Annotated in this window: 26 protein-coding genes and 3 tRNA genes; 25 read left to right on the top strand and 4 right to left on the bottom strand. The window is 51.7% G+C overall.

What is annotated here, in order from left to right; genetic code table 11:
- Positions 1 to 129 precede the first annotated feature (129 nt).
- The 22 genes from HMPREF9412_RS32760 to HMPREF9412_RS02255 all read left to right on the top strand — a co-directional run bounded on the left by HMPREF9412_RS32760 (position 130) and on the right by HMPREF9412_RS02255 (position 19,830).
- On the top strand, positions 130 to 285 hold the full coding sequence (locus HMPREF9412_RS32760; RefSeq protein WP_009589583.1) for an RAxF-45 family protein: 156 nt from the start codon (positions 130 to 132) through the stop codon (positions 283 to 285).
- Positions 286 to 429: 144 nt separating this feature from the next.
- Positions 430 to 2,391: a ribosomal protection-like ABC-F family protein gene (gene abc-f, locus HMPREF9412_RS02345; RefSeq protein ID WP_009589581.1), complete on the top strand. Its 1,962-nt coding sequence runs from the start codon at positions 430 to 432 to the stop codon at positions 2,389 to 2,391.
- Between the two features lie 150 nt (positions 2,392 to 2,541).
- Positions 2,542 to 3,795, top strand: coding sequence for an LL-diaminopimelate aminotransferase (locus tag HMPREF9412_RS02340; protein WP_009589610.1), 1,254 nt, complete (start codon positions 2,542 to 2,544; stop codon positions 3,793 to 3,795).
- 317 nt (positions 3,796 to 4,112) lie between these two features.
- On the top strand, positions 4,113 to 4,673 hold the full coding sequence (gene pyrR / locus HMPREF9412_RS02335) for a bifunctional pyr operon transcriptional regulator/uracil phosphoribosyltransferase PyrR (protein WP_009589585.1): 561 nt from the start codon (positions 4,113 to 4,115) through the stop codon (positions 4,671 to 4,673).
- On the top strand, positions 4,673 to 5,584 hold the full coding sequence (locus HMPREF9412_RS02330) for an aspartate carbamoyltransferase catalytic subunit (protein WP_302621986.1): 912 nt from the start codon (positions 4,673 to 4,675) through the stop codon (positions 5,582 to 5,584). The genes pyrR and HMPREF9412_RS02330 overlap by 1 nt, the downstream gene beginning before the upstream one ends.
- A gap of 122 nt (positions 5,585 to 5,706) precedes the next feature.
- Positions 5,707 to 7,008: a dihydroorotase gene (locus tag HMPREF9412_RS02325; protein WP_009589657.1), complete on the top strand. Its 1,302-nt coding sequence runs from the start codon at positions 5,707 to 5,709 to the stop codon at positions 7,006 to 7,008.
- A gap of 60 nt (positions 7,009 to 7,068) precedes the next feature.
- Complete coding sequence (carA, locus tag HMPREF9412_RS02320) at positions 7,069 to 8,205, top strand: glutamine-hydrolyzing carbamoyl-phosphate synthase small subunit (RefSeq protein ID WP_009589632.1); 1,137 nt, start codon at positions 7,069 to 7,071, stop codon at positions 8,203 to 8,205.
- Between the two features lies 1 nt (position 8,206).
- Positions 8,207 to 11,413 carry a carbamoyl-phosphate synthase large subunit gene (carB, locus tag HMPREF9412_RS02315; RefSeq protein WP_009589631.1) on the top strand — a complete coding sequence of 1,069 codons (3,207 nt, stop codon included), beginning with the start codon at positions 8,207 to 8,209 and terminating at the stop codon, positions 11,411 to 11,413.
- A gap of 21 nt (positions 11,414 to 11,434) precedes the next feature.
- Positions 11,435 to 12,172: an orotidine-5'-phosphate decarboxylase gene (pyrF, locus tag HMPREF9412_RS02310; RefSeq protein ID WP_009589605.1), complete on the top strand. Its 738-nt coding sequence runs from the start codon at positions 11,435 to 11,437 to the stop codon at positions 12,170 to 12,172.
- Positions 12,169 to 12,810 (top strand): orotate phosphoribosyltransferase, encoded by a 642-nt coding sequence (pyrE, locus tag HMPREF9412_RS02305; RefSeq protein ID WP_009589603.1) that lies wholly within the window; start codon positions 12,169 to 12,171, stop codon positions 12,808 to 12,810. Before pyrF ends, pyrE begins: the two co-directional genes overlap by 4 nt.
- A gap of 190 nt (positions 12,811 to 13,000) precedes the next feature.
- Entirely contained in the window at positions 13,001 to 13,585 is a 585-nt protein-coding gene (locus HMPREF9412_RS02300; protein ID WP_009589584.1) for a TetR/AcrR family transcriptional regulator, read from the top strand.
- Between the two features lie 217 nt (positions 13,586 to 13,802).
- Positions 13,803 to 14,588, top strand: a complete 786-nt coding sequence (locus HMPREF9412_RS02295; protein ID WP_009589654.1) for a hypothetical protein — start codon at positions 13,803 to 13,805, stop codon at positions 14,586 to 14,588.
- Positions 14,589 to 14,660: 72 nt separating this feature from the next.
- Entirely contained in the window at positions 14,661 to 15,734 is a 1,074-nt protein-coding gene (locus tag HMPREF9412_RS02290; protein ID WP_009589658.1) for a WXG100 family type VII secretion target, read from the top strand.
- A gap of 14 nt (positions 15,735 to 15,748) precedes the next feature.
- Complete coding sequence (locus tag HMPREF9412_RS02285) at positions 15,749 to 16,516, top strand: membrane protein (RefSeq protein ID WP_009589650.1); 768 nt, start codon at positions 15,749 to 15,751, stop codon at positions 16,514 to 16,516.
- On the top strand, positions 16,516 to 16,791 hold the full coding sequence (locus HMPREF9412_RS02280; protein ID WP_009589601.1) for a DUF4176 domain-containing protein: 276 nt from the start codon (positions 16,516 to 16,518) through the stop codon (positions 16,789 to 16,791). Before HMPREF9412_RS02285 ends, HMPREF9412_RS02280 begins: the two co-directional genes overlap by 1 nt.
- A gap of 37 nt (positions 16,792 to 16,828) precedes the next feature.
- A complete protein-coding gene (locus HMPREF9412_RS02275) occupies positions 16,829 to 17,101 on the top strand; it encodes a WXG100 family type VII secretion target (protein ID WP_009589633.1) in 273 nt (90 codons plus the stop codon).
- 182 nt (positions 17,102 to 17,283) lie between these two features.
- Complete coding sequence (locus tag HMPREF9412_RS32755) at positions 17,284 to 17,448, top strand: hypothetical protein (RefSeq protein ID WP_009589607.1); 165 nt, start codon at positions 17,284 to 17,286, stop codon at positions 17,446 to 17,448.
- An 82-nt stretch (positions 17,449 to 17,530) separates the two neighbouring features.
- A tRNA-Met gene (locus tag HMPREF9412_RS02270) sits at positions 17,531 to 17,607 on the top strand.
- Positions 17,608 to 17,662: 55 nt separating this feature from the next.
- Positions 17,663 to 17,736 (top strand) — tRNA-Ile (locus tag HMPREF9412_RS02265).
- A gap of 180 nt (positions 17,737 to 17,916) precedes the next feature.
- Positions 17,917 to 18,627: a DUF421 domain-containing protein gene (locus tag HMPREF9412_RS02260; RefSeq protein WP_009589573.1), complete on the top strand. Its 711-nt coding sequence runs from the start codon at positions 17,917 to 17,919 to the stop codon at positions 18,625 to 18,627.
- A 228-nt stretch (positions 18,628 to 18,855) separates the two neighbouring features.
- Positions 18,856 to 18,960: a YjcZ family sporulation protein gene (locus HMPREF9412_RS33170; protein WP_254663984.1), complete on the top strand. Its 105-nt coding sequence runs from the start codon at positions 18,856 to 18,858 to the stop codon at positions 18,958 to 18,960.
- 285 nt (positions 18,961 to 19,245) lie between these two features.
- Positions 19,246 to 19,830 (top strand): hypothetical protein, encoded by a 585-nt coding sequence (locus HMPREF9412_RS02255; RefSeq protein ID WP_009589616.1) that lies wholly within the window; start codon positions 19,246 to 19,248, stop codon positions 19,828 to 19,830.
- Positions 19,831 to 19,939: 109 nt separating this feature from the next.
- On the opposite strand, the gene HMPREF9412_RS02250 is transcribed toward HMPREF9412_RS02255, so the two are convergent.
- Positions 19,940 to 21,550 (bottom strand): GMC family oxidoreductase, encoded by a 1,611-nt coding sequence (locus HMPREF9412_RS02250; RefSeq protein WP_009589644.1) that lies wholly within the window; start codon positions 21,548 to 21,550, stop codon positions 19,940 to 19,942.
- Between the two features lie 195 nt (positions 21,551 to 21,745).
- On the opposite strand from HMPREF9412_RS02250, the gene HMPREF9412_RS02245 reads away from it, so the two are divergent.
- Complete coding sequence (locus HMPREF9412_RS02245) at positions 21,746 to 22,003, top strand: hypothetical protein (protein ID WP_009589600.1); 258 nt, start codon at positions 21,746 to 21,748, stop codon at positions 22,001 to 22,003.
- A gap of 101 nt (positions 22,004 to 22,104) precedes the next feature.
- Here HMPREF9412_RS02245 and HMPREF9412_RS02240 read toward each other — a convergent pair whose 3' ends face one another.
- The 3 genes from HMPREF9412_RS02240 to HMPREF9412_RS02230 form a co-directional block, all read right to left on the bottom strand.
- Positions 22,105 to 23,310: an MFS transporter gene (locus HMPREF9412_RS02240; protein WP_009589667.1), complete on the bottom strand. Its 1,206-nt coding sequence runs from the start codon at positions 23,308 to 23,310 to the stop codon at positions 22,105 to 22,107.
- A gap of 104 nt (positions 23,311 to 23,414) precedes the next feature.
- The gene (locus HMPREF9412_RS02235; RefSeq protein ID WP_009589588.1) at positions 23,415 to 24,014 is read right to left on the bottom strand and encodes a TetR/AcrR family transcriptional regulator; all 600 of its coding nucleotides are present in this window, start codon (positions 24,012 to 24,014) and stop codon (positions 23,415 to 23,417) included.
- Positions 24,015 to 24,204: 190 nt separating this feature from the next.
- The gene (locus tag HMPREF9412_RS02230; RefSeq protein ID WP_009589577.1) at positions 24,205 to 24,975 is read right to left on the bottom strand and encodes a polysaccharide deacetylase family protein; all 771 of its coding nucleotides are present in this window, start codon (positions 24,973 to 24,975) and stop codon (positions 24,205 to 24,207) included.
- Between the two features lie 396 nt (positions 24,976 to 25,371).
- On the opposite strand from HMPREF9412_RS02230, the gene HMPREF9412_RS02225 reads away from it, so the two are divergent.
- A tRNA-Leu gene (locus HMPREF9412_RS02225) sits at positions 25,372 to 25,457 on the top strand.
- 200 nt (positions 25,458 to 25,657) lie between these two features.
- Positions 25,658 to 26,344: a uracil-DNA glycosylase gene (locus HMPREF9412_RS02220; RefSeq protein ID WP_009589683.1), complete on the top strand. Its 687-nt coding sequence runs from the start codon at positions 25,658 to 25,660 to the stop codon at positions 26,342 to 26,344.
- The last annotated feature ends 15 nt before the right edge of the window (positions 26,345 to 26,359 follow it).

The following is a 26,359-nucleotide window of genomic DNA, read 5'->3' as shown; positions in this document are numbered from 1 at the left end:
CCACAAAGGATTTGGGTTAAGCATCAAAGCATGGGCTCCATGGGCTCCACTTTGCGGGGCTATTTTTCTTGCTTTCCAAACCATGGATATGGTATAGTGACGATAACTTTGATGAAGGAGGTGAGCAGGATGAATATCGAGATGGTCAACAACCGTATTAGCCAGCTGCCTATCGCTATGGCTGGCATTGTTCATGCATTTCTCAACAACGGGAGAGGTCTGTCCAATTTTAATGATACGAGTTGTACCATCGCGAGAAGTCACCTGCCTGCCTGCACGGATTAAGCCGATTTAAGGCTTACGATTCTTAAGGGTCCGCGGAGCTTGCTCTGTGGACCCTTTTTGCGTTTGCAGTCCGGTTCTTCTCCCTAATTCATGCTATCGAACAGAGTATGGGGAATGTTCGCAGCATACAGGAGGAAACCAAGAATGAATATGATCAATGTACAGAAACTGACGCAATACCACGGGGCCCAGCTGGTATTGGACGGGATATCGTTTGAAATACAGGAAGGCGAGAAGGTAGCGCTAATCGGCAGAAACGGAAGCGGCAAGTCCACGCTGATGCGCCTGCTTGCCGGATTGGATCAGCCGAACGAAGGGCAGCTTGCCATCAAGAAGGATACGAAAATCGGTTATGTGGAGCAGATTCCGAGCCATATGGATTCCTGGACGGTGCTGGATGTACTGTCCCATGGATTGATTCACTTGAAGGAATACCGCGCGGAGATGACGGAACTGGAGAAGAGAATGAGTGATCCGGGAATCGCCGGGAATTCTGAGCTGCTCGATCGTGTGCTGCGTCGCTACTCGGCGCTCCAGGAACGGTTTGAAACAGAAGGCGGTTATGAGCTGGAAGCCAGCATCGACAGAATCGCTACCGGGCTGCAAATACCCAAGAGCGAGTACGGACTGTCATTCGGCTCGTTGTCGGGGGGAGAGCAAACCCGCGTCGTACTGGCATCGCAGCTGATCGTACAGCCTGATCTGCTCCTGCTCGATGAACCGACGAATCATCTGGATTTGGCACGCACGGAATGGCTGGAGGAATTTTTGCGGGAATACCCGGGAACCTGTGTCATTATTTCTCATGACCGGTATTTTCTCGATCGGGTGGTGACCAAGACGATAGAGCTCGAGGACGGAGAGGCTTTCTCTGCCCAGGGTGGTTATACCGCATTCATGAAAGACAAGGAAGAACGGCTGCTGCAGCAGTTCGCCGATTACCAGGAGCAGCAGAAAGTGATCAAGAAGATGAAGGAATCCATCAAGCAGCTGGAGGAATTCGGCCGGATCGGCGGCAACGAGAAATTTTTTAAGCGGGCGGCTTCCATGCGGCGAGCGCTGGAACGGATGGAGAAGGTCAAGCGACCTGTGCTGGATCGAAGACAGGCCGATTTCGAGCTTCATCCTCAGGATCGTTCCGGCCGCCGCGTGGCATACTTTGAACAAGTTGAGGTTCGCTACGGGAATCAGGCGGTGCTGGGAGGGGCTTCCGGGCTTATCGAATTCGGCGAAAAAATTGCGCTGATGGGTCCGAACGGCAGCGGAAAAACGACGCTGTTCAAAGTGCTGGTGGGTGAGCTTATGCCCGACGCCGGGTCCCTTGAATGGGGCGCGCGCGTCGACGTGGGTTATCTGGCCCAGCAGGAGGAGCCGGATAATCCGAAGGAAACGGTGCTCCAATATTTTCGGGAGAACGCCGGGGTTGAAGAGGGAGAGGCCCGCGGGATTTTGGCAAGATATCTGTTCTATGGCGCGGCCGTGTTCCGATCGGTGGGCCAGCTGTCAGGCGGTGAATGGACACGATTGAGGCTGGCGCTCCTTATCCATCAAAAGCCGAACCTGCTGCTGCTGGATGAACCTACGAACCATCTGGATATTGCTTCCCGGGAGACCTTGGAGGATGCGCTGCAGGGGTATCAGGGGACCGTTCTTGCCATTTCCCACGACCGTTATTTCGTAAACCAAGTGTCAGGCAAAGTGTGGGATTTAAACCAAGGAACGCTGACCGTCTTTCATGGAAATTATGATGATTTCCGGGCCAAGAAAGACCAGCTTGAAGCCGCATTGCAGGTAAGAGAACTCAGAGCTGGTGCGAATGCCGTTTCTTTACAAAAGGGGACGCCGCCGTCCAAATCCAACGAAAAGCCCGGCCAGAAATTCGAACGCAACCATCCTGATCGCTCTGCCGCGGAAAGATCCAAATGGCTGGAAGAGGAGATCGCCCGTTTGGAGACCCGCATCCGGCAGCTGGACGGCTGGCTTGAAACGGAAGGCTCGATAAGCGGCAATTCGGACATGACGCTGCTCGAAGAGCATTGGAACGAGCGGGAGTCGCTGGCAGCGAGCCGCGACGAGCTCCTAGCGGAATGGCTGGAGCTGTCTTAACCACTTCGTGCAGGGAGGCCATGGTGTCTATCAGCTCCGACTCAACCTAAAAAGTACAAATCATCTGATATATAATGCATGGCTCCAGTTGTGATTTTCCTGCATATTTAGGATGTGTAACAAAGCTAGAGTAGGAGATGAATACAAATCATGAGCATGGATAAATATCAGGAAACGTACATTCAACAGAGCTTTGCCGATCGGATTGGCGGTGCTAATTACGGTAAAGATACGGCCATTTATAAATTCGAGAAGATCAAGAGAGCAAAGGCGGCTGCGAAGCAGGAGCATCCTGATACCGAGTTGATCGATATGGGAGTAGGCGAGCCGGATGAGATGGCGGATGCAGGCATCGTGGCAAAGCTGGCGGAAGAGGCGGCGAAGCGGGAAAACCGCGGATATGCGGATAACGGGATTCCCGAGTTCAAGGAAGCGGCTGTTCGCTATTTGAACAACGTATTCGGCGTCGAAGGCATCGATGCGTCCACGGAAGTGCTGCACTCCATCGGCTCCAAGCCGGCACTGGCGATGCTGCCGTCCTGTTTCATCAACCCGGGCGACATCACGATCATGACGGTTCCCGGATATCCTGTGCTCGGAACGCATACCAAGTATTTGGGCGGCGAAGTCTACAATGTGGAGCTGAAAAAAGAGAATGCATTTCTGCCGGATCTCGGCTCGATCCCTGAGGACATTGCCCGCCGTGCCAAACTGCTCTACCTGAACTATCCGAACAACCCGACGGGGGCCAGCGCAACGGCCGAATTCTTCGCCGAGGTTGTCGAGTGGGCCCGCAAATATGGCGTGGTGGTTGTTCATGACGCACCTTATGCTGCGCTCACTTACGATGGTTTGAAGCCGCTGAGCTTCCTATCCGTTCCTGGAGCGAAGGACGTCGGCGTGGAGCTTCACTCCCTGTCCAAATCCTACAACATGACGGGGTGGCGCATTGGCTTCATCGCCGGGAACCCGCTGGTGGTTAAAGCGTTTGGCGACGTGAAGGACAACAACGATTCCGGACAATTCATCGCCATTCAAAAGGCTGCCGCTTACGGTCTGGATCATCCGGAAATTACGGAGAAGATTGCCGAGAAGTATTCCCGCCGCCACAACATGCTGGTCGACGTGCTGAACGGACTCGGTTTTACGGCGGAGAAGCCCAAAGGCTCCTTCTTCCTGTATGTGGAGGCTCCGAAAGGCGTCAAAGGCGGACGCCGTTTTGAATCCGGGGAAGACTTCTCCCAGTACCTGATTCGCGAGAAATTGATCTCCACCGTCCCTTGGGATGATGCAGGACACTTCGTTCGATTCTCCGTTACCTTCATTGCCGACGGCGAGGAGGAAGAGAAACGCGTCATTTCCGAAATTCGCAGAAGACTCAGCGATGTGGAATTTGAGTTCTAAAAAAAGGCTATGAACGTGCTTGGAACGCGACAACGTTCGACATGATTGCTGTTGACATCTCTTGTAGTGTCTGTCATAATGGGATCAATCGAATAGCACCTTTAAATCAGTCCCGTGAGGCTGGCAAGGTAACGTGAACCGAGGTTCATTAACAGGAGGCATGGCTCTGTCTGCGGATAGATGCTGCGCTTTCCACACCATCTCTATGAGATCAACTCCTTGTCCAGCCGGGCAAGGAGTTTTTTTGTGTGGAATGAAACCACGGATCGTCAGGAACGATAAAGGGCTAATCAAACGTTTAGAAGGAGGACAAGAGGATGAGCAACGAACAGCATGTGATTATGGACGAGACGGCCATCCGCCGCGCGCTAACGAGAATTGCCCATGAAATATTGGAAAAAAATAAAGGGATCGAGGATTGCGTATTGGTCGGGATCCGCACGCGCGGCGTGTTTCTTGCCCAGAGAATCGCGGAGCGAATGAACGAGATCGAAGGTACTCCGATTCCTTGGGGAGAGATCGACGTGACCTCCTACCGCGATGACCGGGACAGCAAGGGAGCCGCTGCGGAACGGGCTGAGGGAGCGAAGCACAGCCTAGCGCACCTGAACATCCATGACAAGAAGGTTATTTTGTTTGATGACGTGCTGTACACCGGCCGGACGATTCGGGCAGCGATGGACGCCCTGATGGACTGCGGACGGCCTAGAATGATACAGCTTGCGGTTTTGGCAGACCGGGGGCATCGCGAGCTGCCGATCCGGCCGGATTATATCGGAAAGAACGTTCCTACCTCCAAACAAGAGGAAATTACGGTGGCATTAACCGAAATCGACGGCAAGGACGAAGTGACCATTAGCCAAAGAGAGGAACGATAATCATGACAACAGCCATTTCATTGAAAGAACGCAGCCTCTTAGGTTTGAAGGATATTAGCAGAGACGAAATCGGATCCATCCTGAATCGGGCAGCATATTGGGAAGCGCAGTCCGAGAAAGTGGTGCCGGTACTTCAATCGAAATTTGCGGTAAATATGTTCTTCGAGAACAGCACCAGGACGAGATTCTCGTTTGAAATGGCTGAGAAAAGACTCGGTGCCGAGGTCATGAACTTTGCGGCGGCAGCATCCAGCGTCGAGAAAGGCGAGTCGATCTACGATACCGTCAGAACGCTGGAATCCATGGGAATCGACGCGGGCGTCATCCGGCTGAAGCCATCCGGCGTGCTGCAGGAGCTGGCGGAGCGGATCTCGATTCCGCTGGTCAATGCGGGCGACGGCAACAATGAGCATCCCACGCAGGCGCTGCTTGATCTATACACGATGAAGAAAAGCTTCGGCGAGCTTAAGGGATTAACGGTATCCATCATCGGGGACATCAAGCACAGCCGGGTTGCTCGTTCGGATCTGTGGGCCCTGCAGAAGTTCGGAGCCCATGTGCAGTTCTGCGCGCCGGAATCGATGCAGGCTCCGGAGCTGGCTCAGTATGCGCCTTACGTATCGATGGAAAAGGCGCTCAAGGCCGATGTGGTGATGATGCTGAGAGTTCAGCTGGAACGCCATAACGAAGGGGTGTTCAAATCCAGCGCGGAGTACCGGGAGCAGTACGGCTTGACGGAAGAGCGGGCGGCCAAGCTGTCGGGGCACACCATGATTATGCATCCGGCACCGGTGAACCGCAACGTCGAAATCGACGACGCGGTCGTGGAAAGCCCGAGATCGATGATATTCAAGCAGATGGCGAACGGAGTGCCCATTCGCATGGCGGTCATGGAACGGGCGATGGTCTGATTCGAACATGCGGAATACGGTTTACAGAATGAATAAATATTAATAATTATACACAAACATGAATTTTTATTATACAATATACAAAGAAGCGAACGGTGCTTCTGCTGCGGAGGGGAACCAAGATGCAAATGCAAGTGATAAAGAATGCCAAAGTGATCAATGAACAAGGACAGCTCGAAGATAAACATATCGTCATTGCAGACGGATTGATTCAGTCGGTTGCGAGCGATATCGCAGCCTTGCCGGAACCGGGCGATCACGTTCAAATCATCGATGCCGAGGGCAAGCTGGTCACGCCGGGATTCATCGATATGCATGTGCACTTGAGAGAGCCGGGTTATGAGCACAAGGAAACCATCGAGAGCGGCAGCCGCTCGGCAGTCAAAGGCGGTTTTACAACCATCGCCTGCATGCCGAACACAAGACCGGTGACCGATACGCCGGAAACGGTGAAGCTCGTGTTGGATAAGGCCAGCGAGGCGAATCTTGCGAAGGTGCTGCCATATGCAGCCATTACGAAGAACGAGCTGGGCCGCGAACTGACGGACTTTGAGGCCTTGAAGGCCGCGGGTGCGATCGGATTTACGGACGACGGCGTCGGTGTGCAGAACGCACAGATGATGAAAGATGCCATGAATAAAGCGAAAGCGCTGGGTATGCCGGTCATTGCGCACTGCGAGGATGACTCGCTGGTAAAGGGAGCTTGCGTGACCGAGGGCAAATTCGCTCAGCAGCACGGCCTGAAAGGAATACCGAACGAGTCGGAAGCGATCCATGTCGGGCGCGACATTCTGCTGACCGAAGCCACCGGCGTGCATTACCATGTATGCCATGTGAGCACGGAGCAGTCCGTAAGATTGATCCGCCAGGCAAAAGCGATCGGCATCTCGGTAACGGCCGAGGTATGCCCGCATCATCTGGTTCTCTCCGACGAAGACATTCCGGGCCTTGATGCAAACTGGAAGATGAACCCGCCGCTGCGCACACCGCGTGATGTGGAGGCTTGTATAGAAGGTCTGCTGGATGGAACGCTTGATATGATCGTAACGGATCATGCACCGCATAGCGCGGAAGAGAAAGCAAAAGGCATGGAGCTGGCTCCCTTCGGCATCGTGGGATTCGAAACGGCGTTCCCGCTGCTCTACACCAAGTTTGTCGCCACAGGAAAATGGGATCTCGCCCTGCTCGTAAAACGGATGACAAGCGATCCGGCAAGAGTATTCGGTCTTGCAACGGGTGTGCTGGAAGCCGGTAAAGCAGCGGACCTGACCATGATCGATCTCGAAGCGGAGAAAGAAGTGAACCCGGAAGAGTTCGCAACAAAAGGCCGCAACACGCCATTTACAGGCTGGAAGCTGAAAGGCTGGCCCGTGATGACTTGGGTGGACGGCGAAGTGAAATGGTCCGAACAAAACGGATTCTAAGTAACAAATAGGCAAAAGACTTATAAAATAAATTACACATAGATGACAGGAGTGATCGGGATGCAGGCAAGATTGTTACTGGAGGACGGAACGCTGTTCAGCGGAAAATCCTTCGGCGCGGATGCTGAAATGACCGGAGAGGTTGTTTTCAATACAGGGATTACAGGATATCAAGAGGTGCTGAGCGACCCGTCCTACTGCGGACAGATCGTAACCATGACGTACCCTTTGATCGGCAACTACGGCATCACGCGGGATGACTTTGAATCCATTCGGCCGTTCGTTCACGGATTCGTCGTTCGTCGTCATGAGCCTGTTCCCAGCAACTGGCGTGCAGAATACAGCGTTGACAGCCTGTTGAAGGAATACGGAATTCCGGGGATCAGCGAGATCGATACGCGGATGCTAACCCGTATCATCCGTCATTACGGTACGATGAAGGGCATTCTGACCACTTCCAACAAACCGGTGGAAGAGCTTAAGGAGATGCTCGGCGATACAACGATCGCTGAACTCCGCAACCAGGTGGCAAAAACCTCAACGCCGCAAATGTTTACGAGTCCAGGTTCAAAGGAACGGATCGTTCTGGTCGACTTCGGTGCAAAAAGCGGGATTCTGCGCGAATTGACGTCCCGCGGATGTGACGTCATGGTCGTTCCGCATGACACGACGGCCGATGAAATCCGCAGACTTCACCCGGACGGCATTCAGTTGTCCAACGGCCCTGGGGATCCGAAAGACGTGCCTTACGCAGTCAACATGGTCAAAGAACTGCTCGGCGAATATCCGATCTTCGGCATCTGCCTTGGCCACCAATTGTTTGCGCTGGCTGCGGGCGCGGACACCGAGAAGCTGAAATTCGGACACCGCGGCGGAAACCATCCGGTAAAAGAGCTTGCCAGCGGACGCTGCTACATCACTTCCCAAAACCATGGATACACCGTAAACGAAGAATCCGTCAAAGGGACGGATCTGGAAGTTACGCATATCAACAACAACGATAAAACGATCGAAGGCTTGAAGCACTCGAAATTCCCGGCCTTCTCCGTGCAATACCATCCTGAAGCTGCGCCTGGCCCGCACGACAGCAGCTATCTGTTCGATCAATTCCTTGAAATGATAAGAGACCATAAACAGAATGAAATCCGGAAACCGCGCCAGGCGGTTCTGGCCGCAGCCGTGAAAGGAGCTCAATAATATGCCTAAACATGATACATTGAAAAAAATTCTCGTCATCGGCTCCGGTCCGATCGTCATCGGGCAAGCAGCGGAATTCGACTACGCTGGAACCCAAGCCTGCCAGGCACTGAAAGAAGAAGGCATGGAGGTCGTGCTGATCAACAGCAACCCGGCGACCATCATGACCGACACCAACATGGCGGATAAAGTATACATCGAGCCGATCACGCTGGACTTCGTTACCCAGATCATCCGTCAAGAGCGTCCGGACGGACTGCTCCCGACGCTTGGAGGACAAACAGGGCTGAACATGGCGGTTGAGCTTGCCCGCGCCGGAATCCTGGAGCAGGAAAACGTCAAACTGCTCGGAACGCAGCTGGAGTCGATCGAAAAAGCCGAAGACCGCGACTTGTTCCGTGAGCTGATGCGCGAATTGGATCAGCCCGTGCCGGAGAGCACGATCGTAACGACCCTGGAAGAGGCGCTTGAGTTCGCGAATGAGATCGGTTATCCGGTGATCGTGCGTCCGGCCTACACGCTTGGCGGCACCGGCGGCGGCATTTGCGCAACCGAAGAGGAACTGCGCGAAACGGTCAGCTCCGGACTTCGCTACAGCCCGATCACGCAGTGCCTGATCGAGAAGAGCATTGCGGGAATGAAAGAAGTCGAGTACGAGGTGATGCGCGACGCCAACGATAACTGCATCGTGGTATGTAACATGGAGAACTTCGATCCGGTCGGCGTTCATACCGGCGACAGCATCGTCGTGGCGCCAAGCCAAACGCTGTCTGACCGCGAGTATCAAATGCTCAGATCCGCATCGCTGAAAATCATCCGCGCCCTGAACATCGAAGGCGGATGCAACGTGCAGTTCGCGCTGGATCCGAACAGCTATCAATATTACGTCATCGAGGTAAACCCACGGGTCAGCCGCTCATCCGCGCTGGCTTCCAAAGCAACGGGCTACCCGATCGCGAAGATGGCAGCAAAAATCGCGATGGGTTACACCCTGGACGAGATTGTTAACCCGGTAACGGGCCAGACGTATGCTTGCTTCGAGCCTACGCTGGATTACATCGTCAGCAAAATTCCGCGCTGGCCGTTCGACAAGTTCATCCATGCCAACCGGAAGCTGGGCACCCAGATGAAGGCAACCGGCGAAGTGATGGCAATCGGCCGCACCTTCGAAGAATCGATCCATAAAGCGGTCCGCTCCCTGGAAATCGGCGTGCATCGTCTATACCTGAAAGGCGCGAACGAGCTGAGCGATGAATTGCTCCAGCAGCGCCTGATCAAAGCCGACGATGAGCGGATGTTCCTGATCGCGGAAGCGTTCCGCCGTGGCTATGATCTGCAGCAGATTCAGGACCTGACGAAGATCGACTGGTGGTTCCTGGACAAAATCGAACGCCTGATCAAGTATGAAGACCATATTCGCAGCGAAGCGTCGCTGACTTACGAAACGCTGTACGAAGCGAAGCGTCTCGGCTTTACGGATCGTGCCATCGCCGAGCTCCGCGCAGAAGGCAAGGCCAGCACGCACACGACCGAGGAGTCGATCGGATTCCTCCGCCGCGAGCACGGATTGCGTCCGGTATACAAAATGGTGGATACCTGCGCAGCGGAGTTTGAAGCAACGACGCCGTACTACTACTCCACCTACGAAACGGAGAATGAAGTCATCGAATCCGCGAAGGAGAAAGTCATCGTGCTCGGCTCCGGTCCGATTCGGATCGGTCAAGGGATCGAATTCGACTACTCCACGGTGCATGCCGTATGGGCCATCCAGAAGGCGGGATATGAAGCGGTTATCATCAACAACAACCCGGAGACCGTATCCACCGACTTTAATACATCGGACCGTCTCTACTTCGAACCTCTATTCTTCGAAGATGTCATGAATGTCATCGAGCAGGAGAAGCCGATCGGCGTCATCGTACAGTTCGGCGGGCAGACGGCGATCAACCTCGCGGAGCCGCTCAGCAAAGCGGGCGTGAAGATTCTGGGCACAAGCCTGGAGAGCATTGACGAAGCCGAGGACCGCAAGAAATTCGAAGCGCTTCTGTCCCGATTGGAGATCGCCCAGCCGAAAGGTAAAACCGTAACGTCGGTCGATGATGCCGTAGAAACAGCACAATCGCTGGGCTACCCCGTGCTCGTAAGACCTTCGTATGTACTGGGTGGACGCGCCATGGAGATTGTATACTCCGACAGCGAGCTTCTGAGCTACATGAAAGAGGCGGTTAAGATCAACCCGGATCACCCGGTTCTGATCGACCGTTACATGATGGGTAAAGAAGTGGAGGTTGACGCGATCTGTGATGGCGAGACGGTGCTGATTCCAGGCATCATGGAGCATGTAGAACGTGCAGGCGTTCACTCCGGAGACTCGATTGCGGTATATCCTCCTCAGTACTTGTCCCAGGATCTGAAAGACAAGATTGCGGAAATTACGATCAAGATTGCCAAAGAGCTGAATACACGCGGACTTGTCAACATCCAGTTCGTTATCTATAAAAACGAAGTGTACGTAATCGAAGTGAATCCGCGTTCTTCCCGGACGGTGCCGTTCCTGAGCAAGGTGACGGGCATCCCGATGGCGAACCTGGCTACGCAGGCCATTATGGGCGGCAAGCTGAAGGATCTCGGATACGAGGAAGGCATGTGGCCGGAAAGCGAGCATGTATCGGTTAAAGTGCCGGTCTTCTCCTTCGCGAAGCTTCGCCGCGTTGAGCCGACCCTCGGACCGGAAATGAAATCGACCGGCGAGGTTATGGGCCGCGACGTGAAGTATGCCAAGGCACTGTATAAAGGCCTCATCGGTGCAGGCATGAAGATTCCTTCAACGGGCGCGATCATCGCCACCATAGCGGATAAAGACAAAGCCGAAGCGGCTGCGCTGCTGAAGGGCTTCCATAAGCTGGGGTATAAAATCATCGCAACCGGCGGTACGGCGGCAGCGCTCAAAGAAGCGGGTCTTGACGTGACGACCATCAACAAGCTGTCCGAAGGCACGCCGAACATTCTCGATATGATCCGCACAGGCGAAGCTAACTTTGTCTTCAACACATTGACCAAAGGCAAAACGCCGCAGCGCGACGGATTCCGAATCCGCCGTGAAGCGGTAGAGAATGGCGTTGTATGCATGACCTCGCTCGATACGGTTCGCGAGCTTCTGACGATGCTGGAGACCATCAACTTCTCCTCTGAAGCGATGCCGGTTTAAAATCGAGAAGGAGGGGTACAGATGAACGCCAGCTACAATGAAATGGCGGGCCGCCTGATGGTGGCCCTGGATTACCCGGATGCCGAGCGTGCACAAGCATTGGTTCGTCAGCTGGAGGGCATCCCGTGTTATATGAAGGTCGGCATGCAGCTGTTCTATGCGGCCGGTCCTGACTTTGTGAAAGAATTGAAAGCGAAAGGCTATTCCGTGTTCCTGGATGTGAAGATGCATGATATTCCGAATACGGTCAAAGGCGGCTCGCACAGCGTAACGCGGCTGGGCGTGGACATGTTTAATGTCCATGCCGGCGGCGGCGCGCTCATGATGCAGGCGGCAAAAGCCGGGGCGGAAGCCGCAGTGGCGGACACCCCGGGTCTTGCCATGCCTACAATCATTGCGGTAACGCAGTTGACCAGCACGAATCAGGATGTCATGAATAACGAAATCGGCATTCCAGGCCAGGTGGAGGATACCGTCGTGCGTTATGCTGAGCTGGCCCGGCAGTCCGGGCTTCACGGCGTCGTGGCATCCTCCCTGGAAGTGGAAGCCATTCGATCCGCCTGCGGCAAGGATTTCAAAACCGTCATTCCGGGTATCCGCCCTGCCGGCGCGGATATCGGTGACCAAGCGCGGGTGCTTACACCTGGGGAAGCGATCCGCAAGGGGAGTCATTACCTGGTTGTCGGCCGCCCGATCACCGAGTCCCATAACCCGAGACAAGCTGCTGAACAGATTATTGAGGAGATGATTCAAGCATGAGTACCATCGCGAATATTCCGCATCAGATCGCATCTTATTTGCTTAAGATCGAGGCCGTTTCCCTAAGACCTCATCAGCCGTTTACATGGACGTCGGGCATCAAGTCTCCGATCTACTGCGACAATCGCCTGACCATGTCCTATCCCGACATTCGCGATTACATTGCTGAATCGTTCGCGGCCGTCATTCGGGAGCAATATCCGGAAGCCGAGGCCATTGCCGGAACGGCCACCGCAGGGATCCCGCACGCGGCCTTCGTATCCCAGAAGATGAACCTGCCGATGTCCTATATTCGGGACAAAGCCAAAGGCCACGGCAAGGAAAACCTGATCGAAGGTTTGATCAAGCCCGGCCAGAAGGTCGTTGTCATCGAGGATCTGATCTCCACCGGCGGCAGCTCCCTGAAGGCGGCGCAAGCGGTCAAGGACGCAGGAGCGGAGCCGCTCGCGGTGCTCGCCATATTCAGCTATCAGCTGGATAAAGCGGTACAAGCCTTCGCCGAAGCGGGAATTCCGCTGCAGAGCCTGTCCAATTACGGTGCACTCATTGATGTAGCGTTATCGGAGAACCGGATTCAAGCAGAGGACGTGGAGCTCCTTCAATCCTGGAGATCGAATCCAACCTCCTTTGGCGTATAGATATTCTTCATTCTCAGGCTGCCGTCTCTGTGAACTGACACAGAGGCGGCTTTTTTGGTTCCCTGAAACAAGATAAACGTAATGTCGGCCGCGGGTTGACAGTCGAAGAACGGATCGTTACATTAGGACTGTAAGCGGCTGATTTAGCCATAGACATCCGTAAGCCGAATAGAAGGGATCTAATCTACCGATGAACGCAAAAAAAGAAGCGGTGCTTGAGGCCGGAAAGCGGTTGTTTCTGAAGCATGGGATTGTGCAAACCAGCATGGAGCAGATTGCCGAAGCTGTCCCCGTTTCCAAGATGACGATTTATAACTATTATCAGAGCAAAGAGGGCTTACTGGATCATGTGGTGGATCGCATGGTCGAGGAGCTGATGGCGATCTATCGCGGGATCATGGAGCAGGCAAAAGATCCGCTGGAGGCCTTAACCGTGTTCTACAGGGATCAGGAGAAGTTTTCGGCGCTCGTCTCGCAGCAATTTGTGTCGGATCTGGCCAAGTTTCCGGAACAGATGGAAAAGCTGATTGAGTTCAATCAGAAATACGTTGTGCCGGAATTCGAAATGCTGATTTTTAAAGGCCAGCAGCTGGGACAAATCCGCAAAGACATTTCACCGCAGGTACTTGTCGCGTTTTTGACTTTCATCAAGGAATTTACGGCACGAACGGAATGGTACCATGGTCTGGGCAGCCTGAATGCGGTCAGCGAACAACTGATGACGATTCTATATCACGGCATTATCCGGAAGGATGAGCCGCTTAATCCAGCATAACCGCTAAAACATTCCAGAGGTGATTGCCAAAGCCCGGGAATGTTTTTTTATATTTTGCCGCTTGATGGTTTGGGAGCCGTCTGATTTGGGTATATGTTCCTATAAATTTAGGGCCAGGATTTGGTAGAGGGGAAGGATACGTCTCACCTATAATAGTAATGATCACTTCGAAAACAAACACAAAATAGGCGGGACTGACCGTAAGGAGGAGAGTTCTTTGGAAATTCCGTCCAGGATCCAACTGACCGGCAAGCAATTCTTTGTATTAACCGGCATTGTCGGTGCGCGGGCTGTCATCGGGTTGGAGGACCCTTTTCGCGGAACGCTCACGGAAGAGATGCCTGTTGAAGTAGCCAAGATAGAGCAGGAACTGCTGGAGAAGGGTTTGATTCAAACGGCCGATAACGAGCCGGTTCTTGTGCAGGAGCTCCTGGAATACATAGAAGTATGCAGCCGGACCTTGTTAACGATTCATATGAGGGTGGCCGGTTCGGAGGAAACGTCGAAGGAGTGTTTCATTTATTACAGTTCCAGCCTTGTCGTGAAGGCAGATATCGAAATCGGGCCAGGCGGCGAAAGGCTTTATGTGCTGGAAGAGCTGGGAACCCCTTCGGAGGCTTGGCTGAAGATCATCGGTTACCTGCAGCTGGAGGATCGAAAAAATCGCGATACAGGCACACTGGCCTTGCCTAAAGGCTGGTTCCAGCAATGGATGAACGCCGAGCAAGGGGGGCAGGAGCCTCGGAAGCACCTGCTTGCTCAAGGCTATCCGGAAACGGTCGTTGCTGCCTTGGCTGATTGCGTCAGCCATCCGGAGAGATATGCCACCTTCACGGCGTATTATTGTCCGGATCTGAACTGCCGGATTCAGGGAATCGAGCTGTTAAGAGGAGCGCAATCCAATTGGCTGATTCGCGACGAAGGCGAACAGGACCAAATATGGGGTGCTACGGTAACCGAGATCATCCGGGAACTCGGCGCGGTCATCGAGCGTATTAAGTGAGAGACGTTGCATCCTGATCCCGCATACTCAGATTTTTGCCTTCTCGATCAATGACATGGAGGATTGTTAGCTATGACCAAAATACGTGTGGTACCTGAAATGCTGAACCAGCAGGGCGCAGCGGTATCTGATATTGCACGGGAAGTCCAAGCGCTTCAGGAGCGGATGCAGCAGCGCATCCAGAGCATGTCCTGGGAATCGCGCCATCGCGCCCAGGTAGAGCAGCGCCTTGCGCAATGCCGGGCCGCGTGCCAGTCGGTCGTAGGCCGTCTGGAGCAGAATCGCGGCCAGCTTGTGAAGAAAGCGGGGGATTTTTCGCAGACCGACCAATCGCTCGGGAACAATCTGAATTTCGGCAAACAATCGGTCGCCCAGGTGAGTCCGCATCTGCTGCTTCAGGCGAGTATGGCACAGAACGGAAATAAGAAGACGGATCCGCCCGTGACGGCGGCGGGCGTCGAATTCAATGCGCTCGCGCCATTCGGCGGCACGGCGGATCAATGGAAGGGCAATCCGCTTGCGGCCGCAGGAGTATTGTTCGGAACGGTAACCGCATCGGGCACGATGTACAAATACTGGGATATGTACCGGAACGGCTTCGGTGTATGGCTTGAGAAAGACAAGCGCGGCAACATGCGTGCCAATGTGACGAACGGCATGCTTGCCAATATCCGCAAAAAATCCTATGCCGAGTACAATTGGCGGAATCACCCCCGAATTCCGAAATACGTCCTGCCCGGCGCAGCCGTGAAGGACTCGCTCAGCTGGAAGGGCGGCAAGCTTGGTTATGCGGGCATCGCCATGCAAACGGTGGGAAATCTGGTTACGAATATCAATGAAAACAAGAGCGGGGCAAAAATAGCCGGAGACGCCGTCGTCGATGTTGGCGTCGGCGTGGGAACCGTGGTCGCTTCCGCGGCGGCTGGCGCTAAAGCCGGCGCGCTTATCGGCACGGCGGTGGGCGGTCCGATCGGCACCCTGGCGGGTGCGGCCATCGGCTTCGGCGTGTCGGTCGGTGCTTCCTATGTCATGGACGGCATCAAGTTCGCCGATTTTGACGGGGACGGGAAGAAAGATACCGTAACCGAAGGATTGAAAATGGGGGCGGAGAAGATAGGTTCTACGATAGCCGGATGGTTCAAATAAAGGGAGTGTCATAGATGAGCACGAAGATTTCAGAGGAAGAACAGTTTCATTTCCGGCTAATCCCCGCCGAGCAAATTCGGGGCGGCATCGTATGCTTTTTATTCATTATGCTCATCCCCGCGCTGGTCACGCTGGCGGCGCCGATGATGTCGGTTTATTTTTATGCGGCGGCGGCAGTGTGGGCGGCCATGCTGCTGTGGGGAATTGGCCTGAGCGTTAATCCGTACCGGTCTGAGGTCGGTTTTGTGCTGTACTTGGGGATTTACGGATTGGCGCTGGCGGTCACTTGCCAGCTGGCTATCTTGAAAATGATGTATGACATGGCCGGTGTCGAGTCGATGGGATATGGGCTTAGCTCGATCGCGGTGATGCTCCTGCTGCTCGTTGCGTTTTATGTTCTGCATGCAAGAGCGCTGCGGCAAGGGACGTACCAATCCATGGAACGCAAAGGCGGCATCGGCAAAGCAGGCAAAGCGGCCTTGCTGTTGGCAGGCATCGGTTACACAGGGTATTACGTCGTGGTTGCCGTTACCGGTGACCTTGGCGGATTCGTCATGGGCATGGCGGCTTTTTCCGTATTGTTGATTCTCGGCCTGTACCTGGCCGTTGTGTTCATCCCTCGATATCGGTTCATCCAGAACAATATGGAAAAGCTGAAGGCCCATTACCCCGTATTGGGATTGCCGAAGGAGCAGCGGAACGCCGCGTTTCTGAACAAAATGAATCAGGGCCGCACGCCGGCCGCACCGCATCGTCATAGCAAGAAAAGGAGAGGATCGTAATGACGCAACAACAGCAGCTGCTGCCAAACGGATCGATCGTCATTTTGAAGGAAGGCGAGAAAAAGCTGGTGATCTATGGACGCAAGCAAATTTTGGCGCTGGAGCAGCCGCAATTGTTCGACTATCTGGCTTGTCCGTATCCGGAAGGGTATGTCAGCCCGGAGTTTGCTTACGTGTTTAACCATGAGGATATCCAAGAGATTATTTTTACGGGTTACCAGGACGAAGAGGAAGAACAATTTCAGGCCGTACTGGCTGAGACGAAGGCTACTTAGCTTGCCAGGGATTAAGGGAGGAGCGTGAGGCGGATCTATGTCAGGACGTATAGAGGTATCGCCCGAGGAGCTGCGCCGCGCGGCGGCAGACATTCGCAGCGGGAGTGACTACGGCGGGGAATTGGTCGCGAGGCTGTCCCAGGTCATTGAAACGCTGAATGCCGAATGGGAAGGCGTTTCCCAGCAGCGTTTTCGCACAGAGGCCGAGGAGACGAAGGCGCAGCTGATGAATTTCATCCAGATGATGCATTCGATGGAGCAGGAGCTGATGAGCATCGCTGCCCGGTTTGCAGAGGCCGACGGCCAATAAGCGAATGGGTTATAACCCAAGGCAACAATCAGCATATGCGTATCCCGGCACGGTATACGGCATGGCTGATTGTTTTTATTATGGGGAGGAAAGGAGAACTTCGGGGGACGGCGTTTTTTTTGTGGAAGTTTGGACATAATATGACAGCATTACATTATCATTTCGGTAAGGAGTCGCATAGGATGAACTGGGTATATTACGGCAAGCTCTATACAACCAAATTTCAGGCTGGGTGCTTCGCTAAACGTCTGGAGCAGGATGGCTGGCTGTTCGGGTATCATGATCCGCGGATGGTGGAGGTTTATCGTTCCAAGAAGGGGCGTTATGGCGTGCGATTCCTGCCTTGAGGAAATTCCATTAAAACAGCACTTGACTTGATGCAGGGGAATGGTGTATATTTATTCTTGTCGCTGTTTGATACAGCATTGACGCGGGGTGGAGCAGTTCGGTAGCTCGTCGGGCTCATAACCCGAAGGCCGCAGGTTCAAATCCTGCCCCCGCAACCAATTTTTAAACGATGTATGTATGACGTCCTTATGTTAATGTGTACATGTATGTTCAGGGCCCTTAGCTCAGTTGGTTAGAGCGGTCGGCTCATAACCGACTGGTCGGGGGTTCGAGTCCCTCAGGGCCCACTTTATGAAAACCCTTGCGATGCAAGGGTTTTTTGCTGTTTACAGGACTGTTTAGACCGAACGATATGAGATTTTATGATAAGATCGGATTGCTGCTGAAGGCATCTAAGCTTATCGGTTTATTTTTAGAAAAATTGCCCATACATAAGATATACGGTAGAAAGGAGTGTATGGGCCTTCATGCTAGAGCACATGGTTATTTTACTTCGTAGTATATCAGCATTCGTCATTTTGTTGATTATTACGCGGTTTTTGGGCAAACAAACGTTGTCTAACATGAATTTTCATGAATTTGTTACGGCCGTGATATTAGGGGCAATTGCTGCGAATTTTGCTTTCAATGAAAAAATGGAAGTCATACACCTGCTAATCTCGCTTGCCGTATTTACATTTACATCATATTTTTTATCAAAGATCGTGGTGAAGAATCGTAAATTCCGCATGTGGGCTGAAGGGACGCCGAGCGTAGTTATAGAAGGTGGCAAGATCCTGGAAGAGAATCTAAGGAAAAATAAGTTAACTTTAGATACGATCAATCAGATGTTGCGGCAAAAGGATATATTTGACATCTCGGAAGTGGAGTACGGCGTATTAGAGATCAATGGAAAGATATCTGTAATGAAGAAAAAGGAATACCAGAATGTAACTTTAAAAGATATGAAAAAGGGCTTGAAAGGGAATCAGCAGTTTCCGATTGAGCTTATCATGGATGGCCAACTTTTAGAAAATAATCTAAAAATTAATGATCTGTCCCCAGAGTGGATTAAAGAAAAATTAAAAGTCCGGAACAAAGAAATTGCAGATGTTTTTTATGCAGTGAAAGGAACCGACGGTCAGCTGTACATCGATCTGTATCGGGATAAAATACAGCATCCCGTTGATGTAGAGTAATGACGCATCACATACAGCCGGAATTTATATAATAGGAGAAGCTAAAACCCTTGCGATGCAAGGGTTTTTTGCTGTTTACAAGACGGTTTGGCAGACGCCTGAAGGCACTGAAAGCATGGGTAATACCCTTAGCATTAGCACAATCTGATCATGATTGCCGAAATGTCCAGACTAAGACCGTCTATGTACATAAACTGTACCATTCCACAAAGCAAGGAGGTTAAATCGGTGAGCTGCGAAAAAGGTGGTTACAACGGATACGGTAGTCCAGTAGGAACTGTTCTGGTTTTATTCATTCTCCTGGTTATTATCTTGGGAACGTTTTGGATATAACGAAGCTCCTTAATGAAGCATTCATTCATTGATTTAATTTAATTTAATTTAATTTAATTTATCAAATTACGATACTGCACCCATGTGGTATCCCCAATTACGATAAACGGGGACGGCAACTTACCGTCCCCGTTTTTAGCATTTTTCATTGTACATAAACTGAACATTAAACAACGACACCCGTGAGAAAATTGAGTGATTGTGACTAATCTATTGTCCATATCCATTAATTCGCTGGACTCATATATATGTTAAGGATTTCGTTGATAAAAAGGAGGAAGCACAATGCACAAAAGCACAGTATCAGGAAAGGCAAAAAATACGGTCAAACAACAAAAGCCTAGAAGACATAGCGGAATCTGGGCGGGTAGCGTTGCAAAAGCAATGAGAACGATGATTGCCGCACAGAGATCATTGAATGCACAAAATCCGGTTGTTATTAGCCAACGAACTAGAAGAATAAGTACGAATCGAAATTGGGTAAATGCACTAGAAATCGAGCGAAATCCGGCATGGGTTGCGCCGCAAGCTGGTGAATCGTACGTTTGGGGAAGAAATGACCCTAACGGTCCTGCTGCCGTGGTCGCCAGAAGATTTACGATTAGAGACAATATTGAGAGAGCCAGCTTATTCCTGTCCGTGGATAACTTTGCCATCGTTTTAATCAATGGACGGCCGGTCGTTATCGACAACCCGCAGGGCAATGTTTCATTCTTTAATCCGGGAAGAACTTTTAATATCAGACGCTTCCTTCGGAGAGGTACAAACGATATCGTGATCGCCGCTTTTAACTTCCCGTCCAATGCAAACAGAAGCGGAGATAATCCAGCTGGCGTCCTTGCCCGTATCGAGATTGAACTAGAAGATTAGTCCGGTAGTAGCTCAAAGCATCCACCGGCTGAGAAGCGGCCGGTCGAGCGCGGCAATGAGCTCCTTTCGCTATATTAGCATTCCATCATAACGGAACCGCGGGGAGTTTTCATTCTTCCCCCGATTCCGGATGTGATCGTTGCTTTTTTTTGCGTTTACTTAATTGCTTTGCGATGGTGTATCCGATAAGGTATGCAGCAGAAGAGGTGTTTCCGTCGACTGTATATGGAACTAAGGACGCATCTGCAACGATCAAATCTTGAACTCCGTGTACCTTTCCTTTACGGTTAACGACTCCTCCTTCGGATAAAGGAGCCATCCGCAGAAATCCTTGCTGATGGTGATTGTGATCGAAATTTTCCTTAATAAATTCCTCAAGCCTGTCATCGTCATCGATAATATCAAATGTAGGGGATACGAGACGATATGAAGAATCAATCTGTTCCAACTCTATGGCAATATCTTTGATATACGTTCTATAAATTCTTTTTACCGCCTCCATGTCGTCCGGATTTGAGAGAAAACCCTCATCTGCCAATACGATATTCAGCGGATCTTTGCTTTGTATGCGGATCGTCCCATTGCTCTTGGGTCGCAAGTACAGAATCGCTATTGTCAATTCTTCATCGGATCCAATGCCAACGAGTTGAACAGCCCGCTCATCCGGATCGATACCAGATGGATCTGGCAAGAAAGCTCCTCCCGTATACAGTGCGTTGGGGTCTAAGGGAGGGAGGGGACGATCTTGTGAATTGGTAGCAAATACTGCGAAATTTAACGTATGGTTTTTTAACCTTTGCCCTACGTTTGGATTGTCGAAGATGACAGGGATTCCAGCCTTTTTCAGCATTTTGGCGGGTCCGATTCCTGACAACATCAACAACTGAGGGCTGTTGATCCCCGCCGAAATAATAACCTTTTTACGGGAATATGCATAGCAGCACTTGCCATCCTTCAAATATTCAACGCCAATGGCCCGCTTGCCGGAGAAAAGAATACGGAGAACCGTTGTTCGAAACTTCACAGTTAGTTTTCTGTTATTCACTCCCCGACCTGTTGCCGTCATAATATCGCGAGACAGGAAGGCCGTGGAGGAGCTCTCCCTGCGACCATCAGGCTGTTGGTATAATTGCCAACGGGTGAACGGTCCCATGGGAGTATTCGGATCATTATAGTCAAGAATGGTCGGATAACCTGTTGCCCGCTCGATCGCAGTTGTCAGCTTGTGAGCCATCGGCGTTGGAGTTTCGGGTGCTTGCCGAATGTTAATTCTTCCTCGATACCCGTGTGCATTGATATCTGTGGTTTCTCCGTTATAATTCTCCAATGCTTTGAATCGTCGAATCGCTTTATCAGGTGACCATAGAGGTCCAAGCAGCCGTTCCCACTTTCGGAGCACGGCGGATGTCGGTCTAACATATTGTTCTCCGTTGATTGAAGAACCGCCTCCCGAGAGTCGACCTGTGGTCCATTCGAATGCGCGTTCATCAAGTTCCTCTTGGGGGACGCCTTCCCCCTGCCAAAAGTAATTCGGAAAGAAACTTTCTTCCAATTCAAGTGCAAAGGTTGAATCCTTAATCGGTTTGTCTCTGTCATGGTTTCCGCCCGATTCTAAAACAAGCACGGAGGTTCGCATGTCGTCAGTAAGTGTCTTCGCAATCACGGCCCCAGCAGGACCTGTGCCTACAACGATGTAATCATAAGTTGATTTTTTCTCCATTAAAGCACTCCTTTTGGAAATGAACTAATTCAGAATATTAATTTGCTCTGACAACTGTGCCTAATTCCGCAATATGATCATGATTCAAGTGGGGCTCAAATCCAGAGGAGCCTAAAAGATCCATCAGAGGACCCGATCAACGAGATTTGTAATCGGGAGCAACTTACGGTACATTTTAATGGAGTCGTTAGGGACATGTACTTCCAAACGCTGAGGCTGCTGGTGGGATGCAGCTCATTTTCTTACATAGGATGGGGGATCAAGGTGTCAGAGTGGGTATTGAATCAGTCCTGGGGACTGCCCGTGTTGCTTGCCTTCTTAGTGATCGTATTCGTATTCGAGTCAAGGAAAGCTTTTAAGGCATATCAAGAAAAAAGACGTTTTGAACTGGGATGGGCCCTATTGTTTGCGCTGGTGGCTTTATTGGCGATTATTGTCCTGCTGGCTTATTAATACATAACAACAACGAAACCTAAAGACCCTGCCGGAAGTTTCCGGCAGGGTCTTGTTCTGTCATTGTCTAAGACGAGAGAGTATGTCGTTTCAGCGTATGATTACCGCTCATTCGTGACAGCTTCCGTAGCAGCCCAGGCTCTGCCGGCACGCATGGCCAAGAAAAAGCAGAGGATGAGGACGATCGATGCAGAGATGTATGGGAAGTTGATGTCCAAATCAAACAGATAACCTGCGATAAGGGGCCCCGCGATGTTCCCCAGACTGGTATAAGCCGAGTTCAGGCCGGCGACGTAGCCTTGCTGATCCTTTGCCAGCTTGGACATTTGCGTGCCGATGGCAGGACGCAGGATGTCGATCGACAGGAAGACAAGGAACGTCACAAGGAAGATTAGCCAATATTTATGCACAAACAGCGTTAACAGAATGCAGATTCCCGCTGTGAGCAAGCTGAGCGTAATGACCCTTTTCTCGCCGAACCGGTTCAGGATCCAGCCGAATATCGTTGCCTGCACGACAGCGCCCGCAATGGAGCCAAACGTAATGATCATGGCGATATCTTTAGGGGTGAATCCGAATTTATGATCCACGAACAGGCCGAACACCGTTTCATAATTGGCAAGACCGAACGACAGAACAAATACGATGATCAGACTAAGGAAATACGGCTCCTTGAACGAACGGACCAGCTGGACCGCCAGGCTCTCCTGTTTCCGTCCCAGCACGGTAGGTGCTTCTTGCTTGGCGGATGATTCCGGAAGCAGCAGCAGCGTCACCAAAGCGGCAATGCCCCCGGCTACGGCTGCAGCGTAGAAAGGAACACGAATGCCAAACTCGGCGATGAACCCCCCGATGCCGGGTCCGATAATGAAGCCTGTCGTAATCGCTGCATTAATGAATCCCATGCCCCGGGCACGTTCCTCATTGGAAGTGACGTCAGCCGTATAGGCCATGACGGCAGGCATGATGAGGGCGGCGCCGATGCCGCCAAGCATTCTTGCCGCGAACAACAGCGTCGGCGTGCTGGCCGCTCCGAATAACCATTCCGATATGGCGAATACAATCATGCCGGAGATGATGATTTTTTTGCGGCCCATGATATCGGACAATCTCCCCGCAAGCGGCGAGAATAGCAGCTGCGTTAATGAAAAGGCGGCAACGAGCATGCCCACCGTGCTTCCGCTGATATGCAGCTCCGTCATATAGGTAGGCATAATGGGGATGACAAGCCCGATGCCGGTGAAAACTAAAAATATATTGAACATGAGGAGCAGAATGGCTCCATTGTTTCGCAATAGTAATGACATGATGATTCCTCCAAAGATAAACAACGATTTAATGATGGTGTACGGTTTTCTTTCTATACTGAACGTTCGGTTTATAATAGAGCATAAAAAAGAGAACGTGTCATTTACGATTTCTTTTCGATGCCGTGCAGGAATACTTGAATGGCCGTATGATAAAGGGCAAGCGGATTTTTTACCTTCGTAATGCGGGACATCTGGCTTAAGCCCACGATGAGGCTTTCAAAAATGAGGGAGAGCTGCTCCACGTTATGATTCTCAAACTCCCCTTGATCAATCCCTTGCTGCAGCAACTTCTGATTGAATTCCAGGTGGCTTCGGATAATCCGGACGATTCGCTGCTCTACTTCCTCGGACACGTCTCCATTGTTGTTCATGAATTCGTCCAGAGCCTTGGAGAAGGGGTGGTTCAGATCATCAAACACCAGTTGGTCGGCAATTCCGTACAATTTATCAACGGTTGTGGTGTATTGCTGCTCCTTACTGCTCCATTTCTGTTCCCACTCGAGGTCCCATTCCTCGATCAAATACAGAAACAGCCCTTCCTTGCTTTTAAAGTGATAATAGATATTCCCTTTGCTGCTGCCGGTGGCTTCGACGATTTCCTCGATCGACGTTGATTTGTATCCCTTCTGCATAAATAGCGCCTTGGCGGCTTCGGCAATGCGTCGCTTGGTATCTTCGGTTTGTTGTTGTTTTTTGTTCACGCATGCACCCCCTTATCCCCTAGGCTATCGTCAAAATTGTATATACTGAACGTTCGTTCTGTATCTTAACAAATGGGTTTAAAATATTCAAGTGAAAATTCTATCCGGCGCTCCGGGATCGAAGCCTGCCTAAAAAAATAACCGTTACCTCCAAAAGGCAGCGGTCATTGTCTTACATGCGAACGGCTTATTAATGGTTGACTTCGATGAACTTGCGTGATTTCTCATGGTAGGACATCAGCTCGGATACGGTAACAAATGAATAACCCCTTTTTTGCAGCTCCGGCAAAATCACCTTCAGGGCTTCAACCGTCTGCGTACTGCTGGGTACAAAATCGTGCATAAGTACGATGTCGCCGTTACGGGCGTTATCCAGAACCTTTCGGACGATGCGGTTGACGCCGGGCTTTCGCCAGTCGAGGGTATCCTGGTGCCATGACCACAATACGGTCAGCATGCCCAAATCCTTGCTCGTCCTCACAATGGCTTCATTATAGCTGCCCCCGGGCGGGCGGAACAGTACGGTCTTCATGCCGGTGGCTTGATAGATCGCATCCTGCGTTTGATTCAGTTCACTTGATAACTTCGTGACGTTAATATTGTGAAAGGGCGGATGCGTATAGGAGTGGTTGCCGATTTCATGTCCTTCCTGCAGCTCCCGTGCAACGATGTCGGGATGTTTCTCCACCCGGCTGCCTACAACGAAGAAGGTGGCTTTAGCGTCATACCGCCTTAACAGATCCAGAATTTGAACGGTATTATGCTCGTCCGGGCCGTCGTCAAAAGTGAGGGCGATCACCTTGTTCTGCGTGGGCACTTCCCACACGATCTCGCCGCGCTCCTCATAATAATCTCTGCCTTTGGAGGCGGAAGGCGCGTGCTCCGCATGCACATGGCCGGGATAACCAAGAATCAGCGCAAGGGCAAGCAATGAGAAGGCTGAGCATGTTCGTTTTTTCATGTCGATGGGTTTCCTTTTCTTCTGTTGTTCTAGTCTCCGCATGTAAGCACGCGAGCTTCATTTAGGATGCACGGTAACCGAGAAATTATTCTATAGGAAGGGGAAAGCACGCGCGCCGATTGCGAAGGAGCCCCTTGATTTGCTGTCAGTACCTACAAGCAGAGCGATGGCGCTAGTTCATCGAGATGAATGCTTGGCCCGGGGTGATGCGAAAAATTATGAGTTTCATATATTGACATCATATGGTTGTACATGGTATTATCGATTTTGTCGCTAAGACGAAATGTGCACACCTAGATTTCGGGATGATCTCGCAAAATATTGCGAATTCCACGCGTACCTTCGGGCTTTTCAAGTGAACGTGAACGACGCTAGGAACATGCGCGGATACAATATGCCGGGGTGGCGGAATTGGCAGACGCACAGGACTTAAAATCCTGCGGTAGGTGACTACCGTACGGGTTCGACCCCCGTCCTCGGCATTATAACAGCGTCTGGTATGATGCAAAATAAGTCGGCCCCTGTATGGGTGCCGGCTTATTTTTTAAATCGACGCAAATTCATCAGCGGGCGTTGTTCCTGCAGACCTAAGCGGAAGATGCCGCGTCCCGATTAAAGTGATCGCATTTCTTTTATGATTCCATGCTGACCTGCGTGAGGAGAAGGGAGAGGAGACATGCGGATGTTTAACAATGATTGGGACCTTATCCTGCAGGGAGAAGTGGATAAGCCTTATTTTCAAGCTTTGTTGGAACGGGTGGAAGAAGAGTACCGGCGCAGTACGGTGTATCCTCCTAAGGAAGATATATTTCGGGCTCTGCAGCAAACATCGTACCAATCGACGAAGGTCGTTATTTTGGGGCAAGACCCTTATCACGGTCGCCGGCAGGCGCAGGGACTGAGTTTCTCCGTCTCGCCCGGGGTTGCGATTCCTCCGTCTTTACGCAATATACATAAGGAGCTTTCATCGGATCTGGGGATTTCGGCCCCGAATCATGGATCCTTGCAATCATGGGCGGACCAGGGAGTTCTGCTGCTCAATGCCGTGCTGACGGTTCGCGAGGGCGAGCCGAACTCGCATAAAGGCATCGGGTGGGAGACCTTCACCGATAAGGTCATCGCGAAACTGAATGAACGTGAAAGGCCCATAGTGTTTATATTATGGGGCAGTTATGCACAGAAGAAAGGTTCCTTCATAGACCGAAGCCGTCACAAGGTGCTTGAGTCTAGTCATCCGAGCCCGTTTGCAGCGCACAAAGGATTCTTCGGCAGCCGTCCATTTTCAGCATCGAATGCTTTTTTAATGCAAGAGGGTATGGATCCGGTGAAGTGGGACATCCCGAACACGCCGGACGATGGAGATGAATAATCCGCGAGAGGTGAC

This window comes from Paenibacillus sp. HGF5 (assembly GCF_000204455.1).
GTDB lineage: Bacteria > Bacillota > Bacilli > Paenibacillales > Paenibacillaceae > Paenibacillus_AQ > Paenibacillus_AQ lautus_A.
Note: the sequence above shows the minus strand (reverse complement) of the source record. Positions and strands in the feature narration are given on the sequence as shown.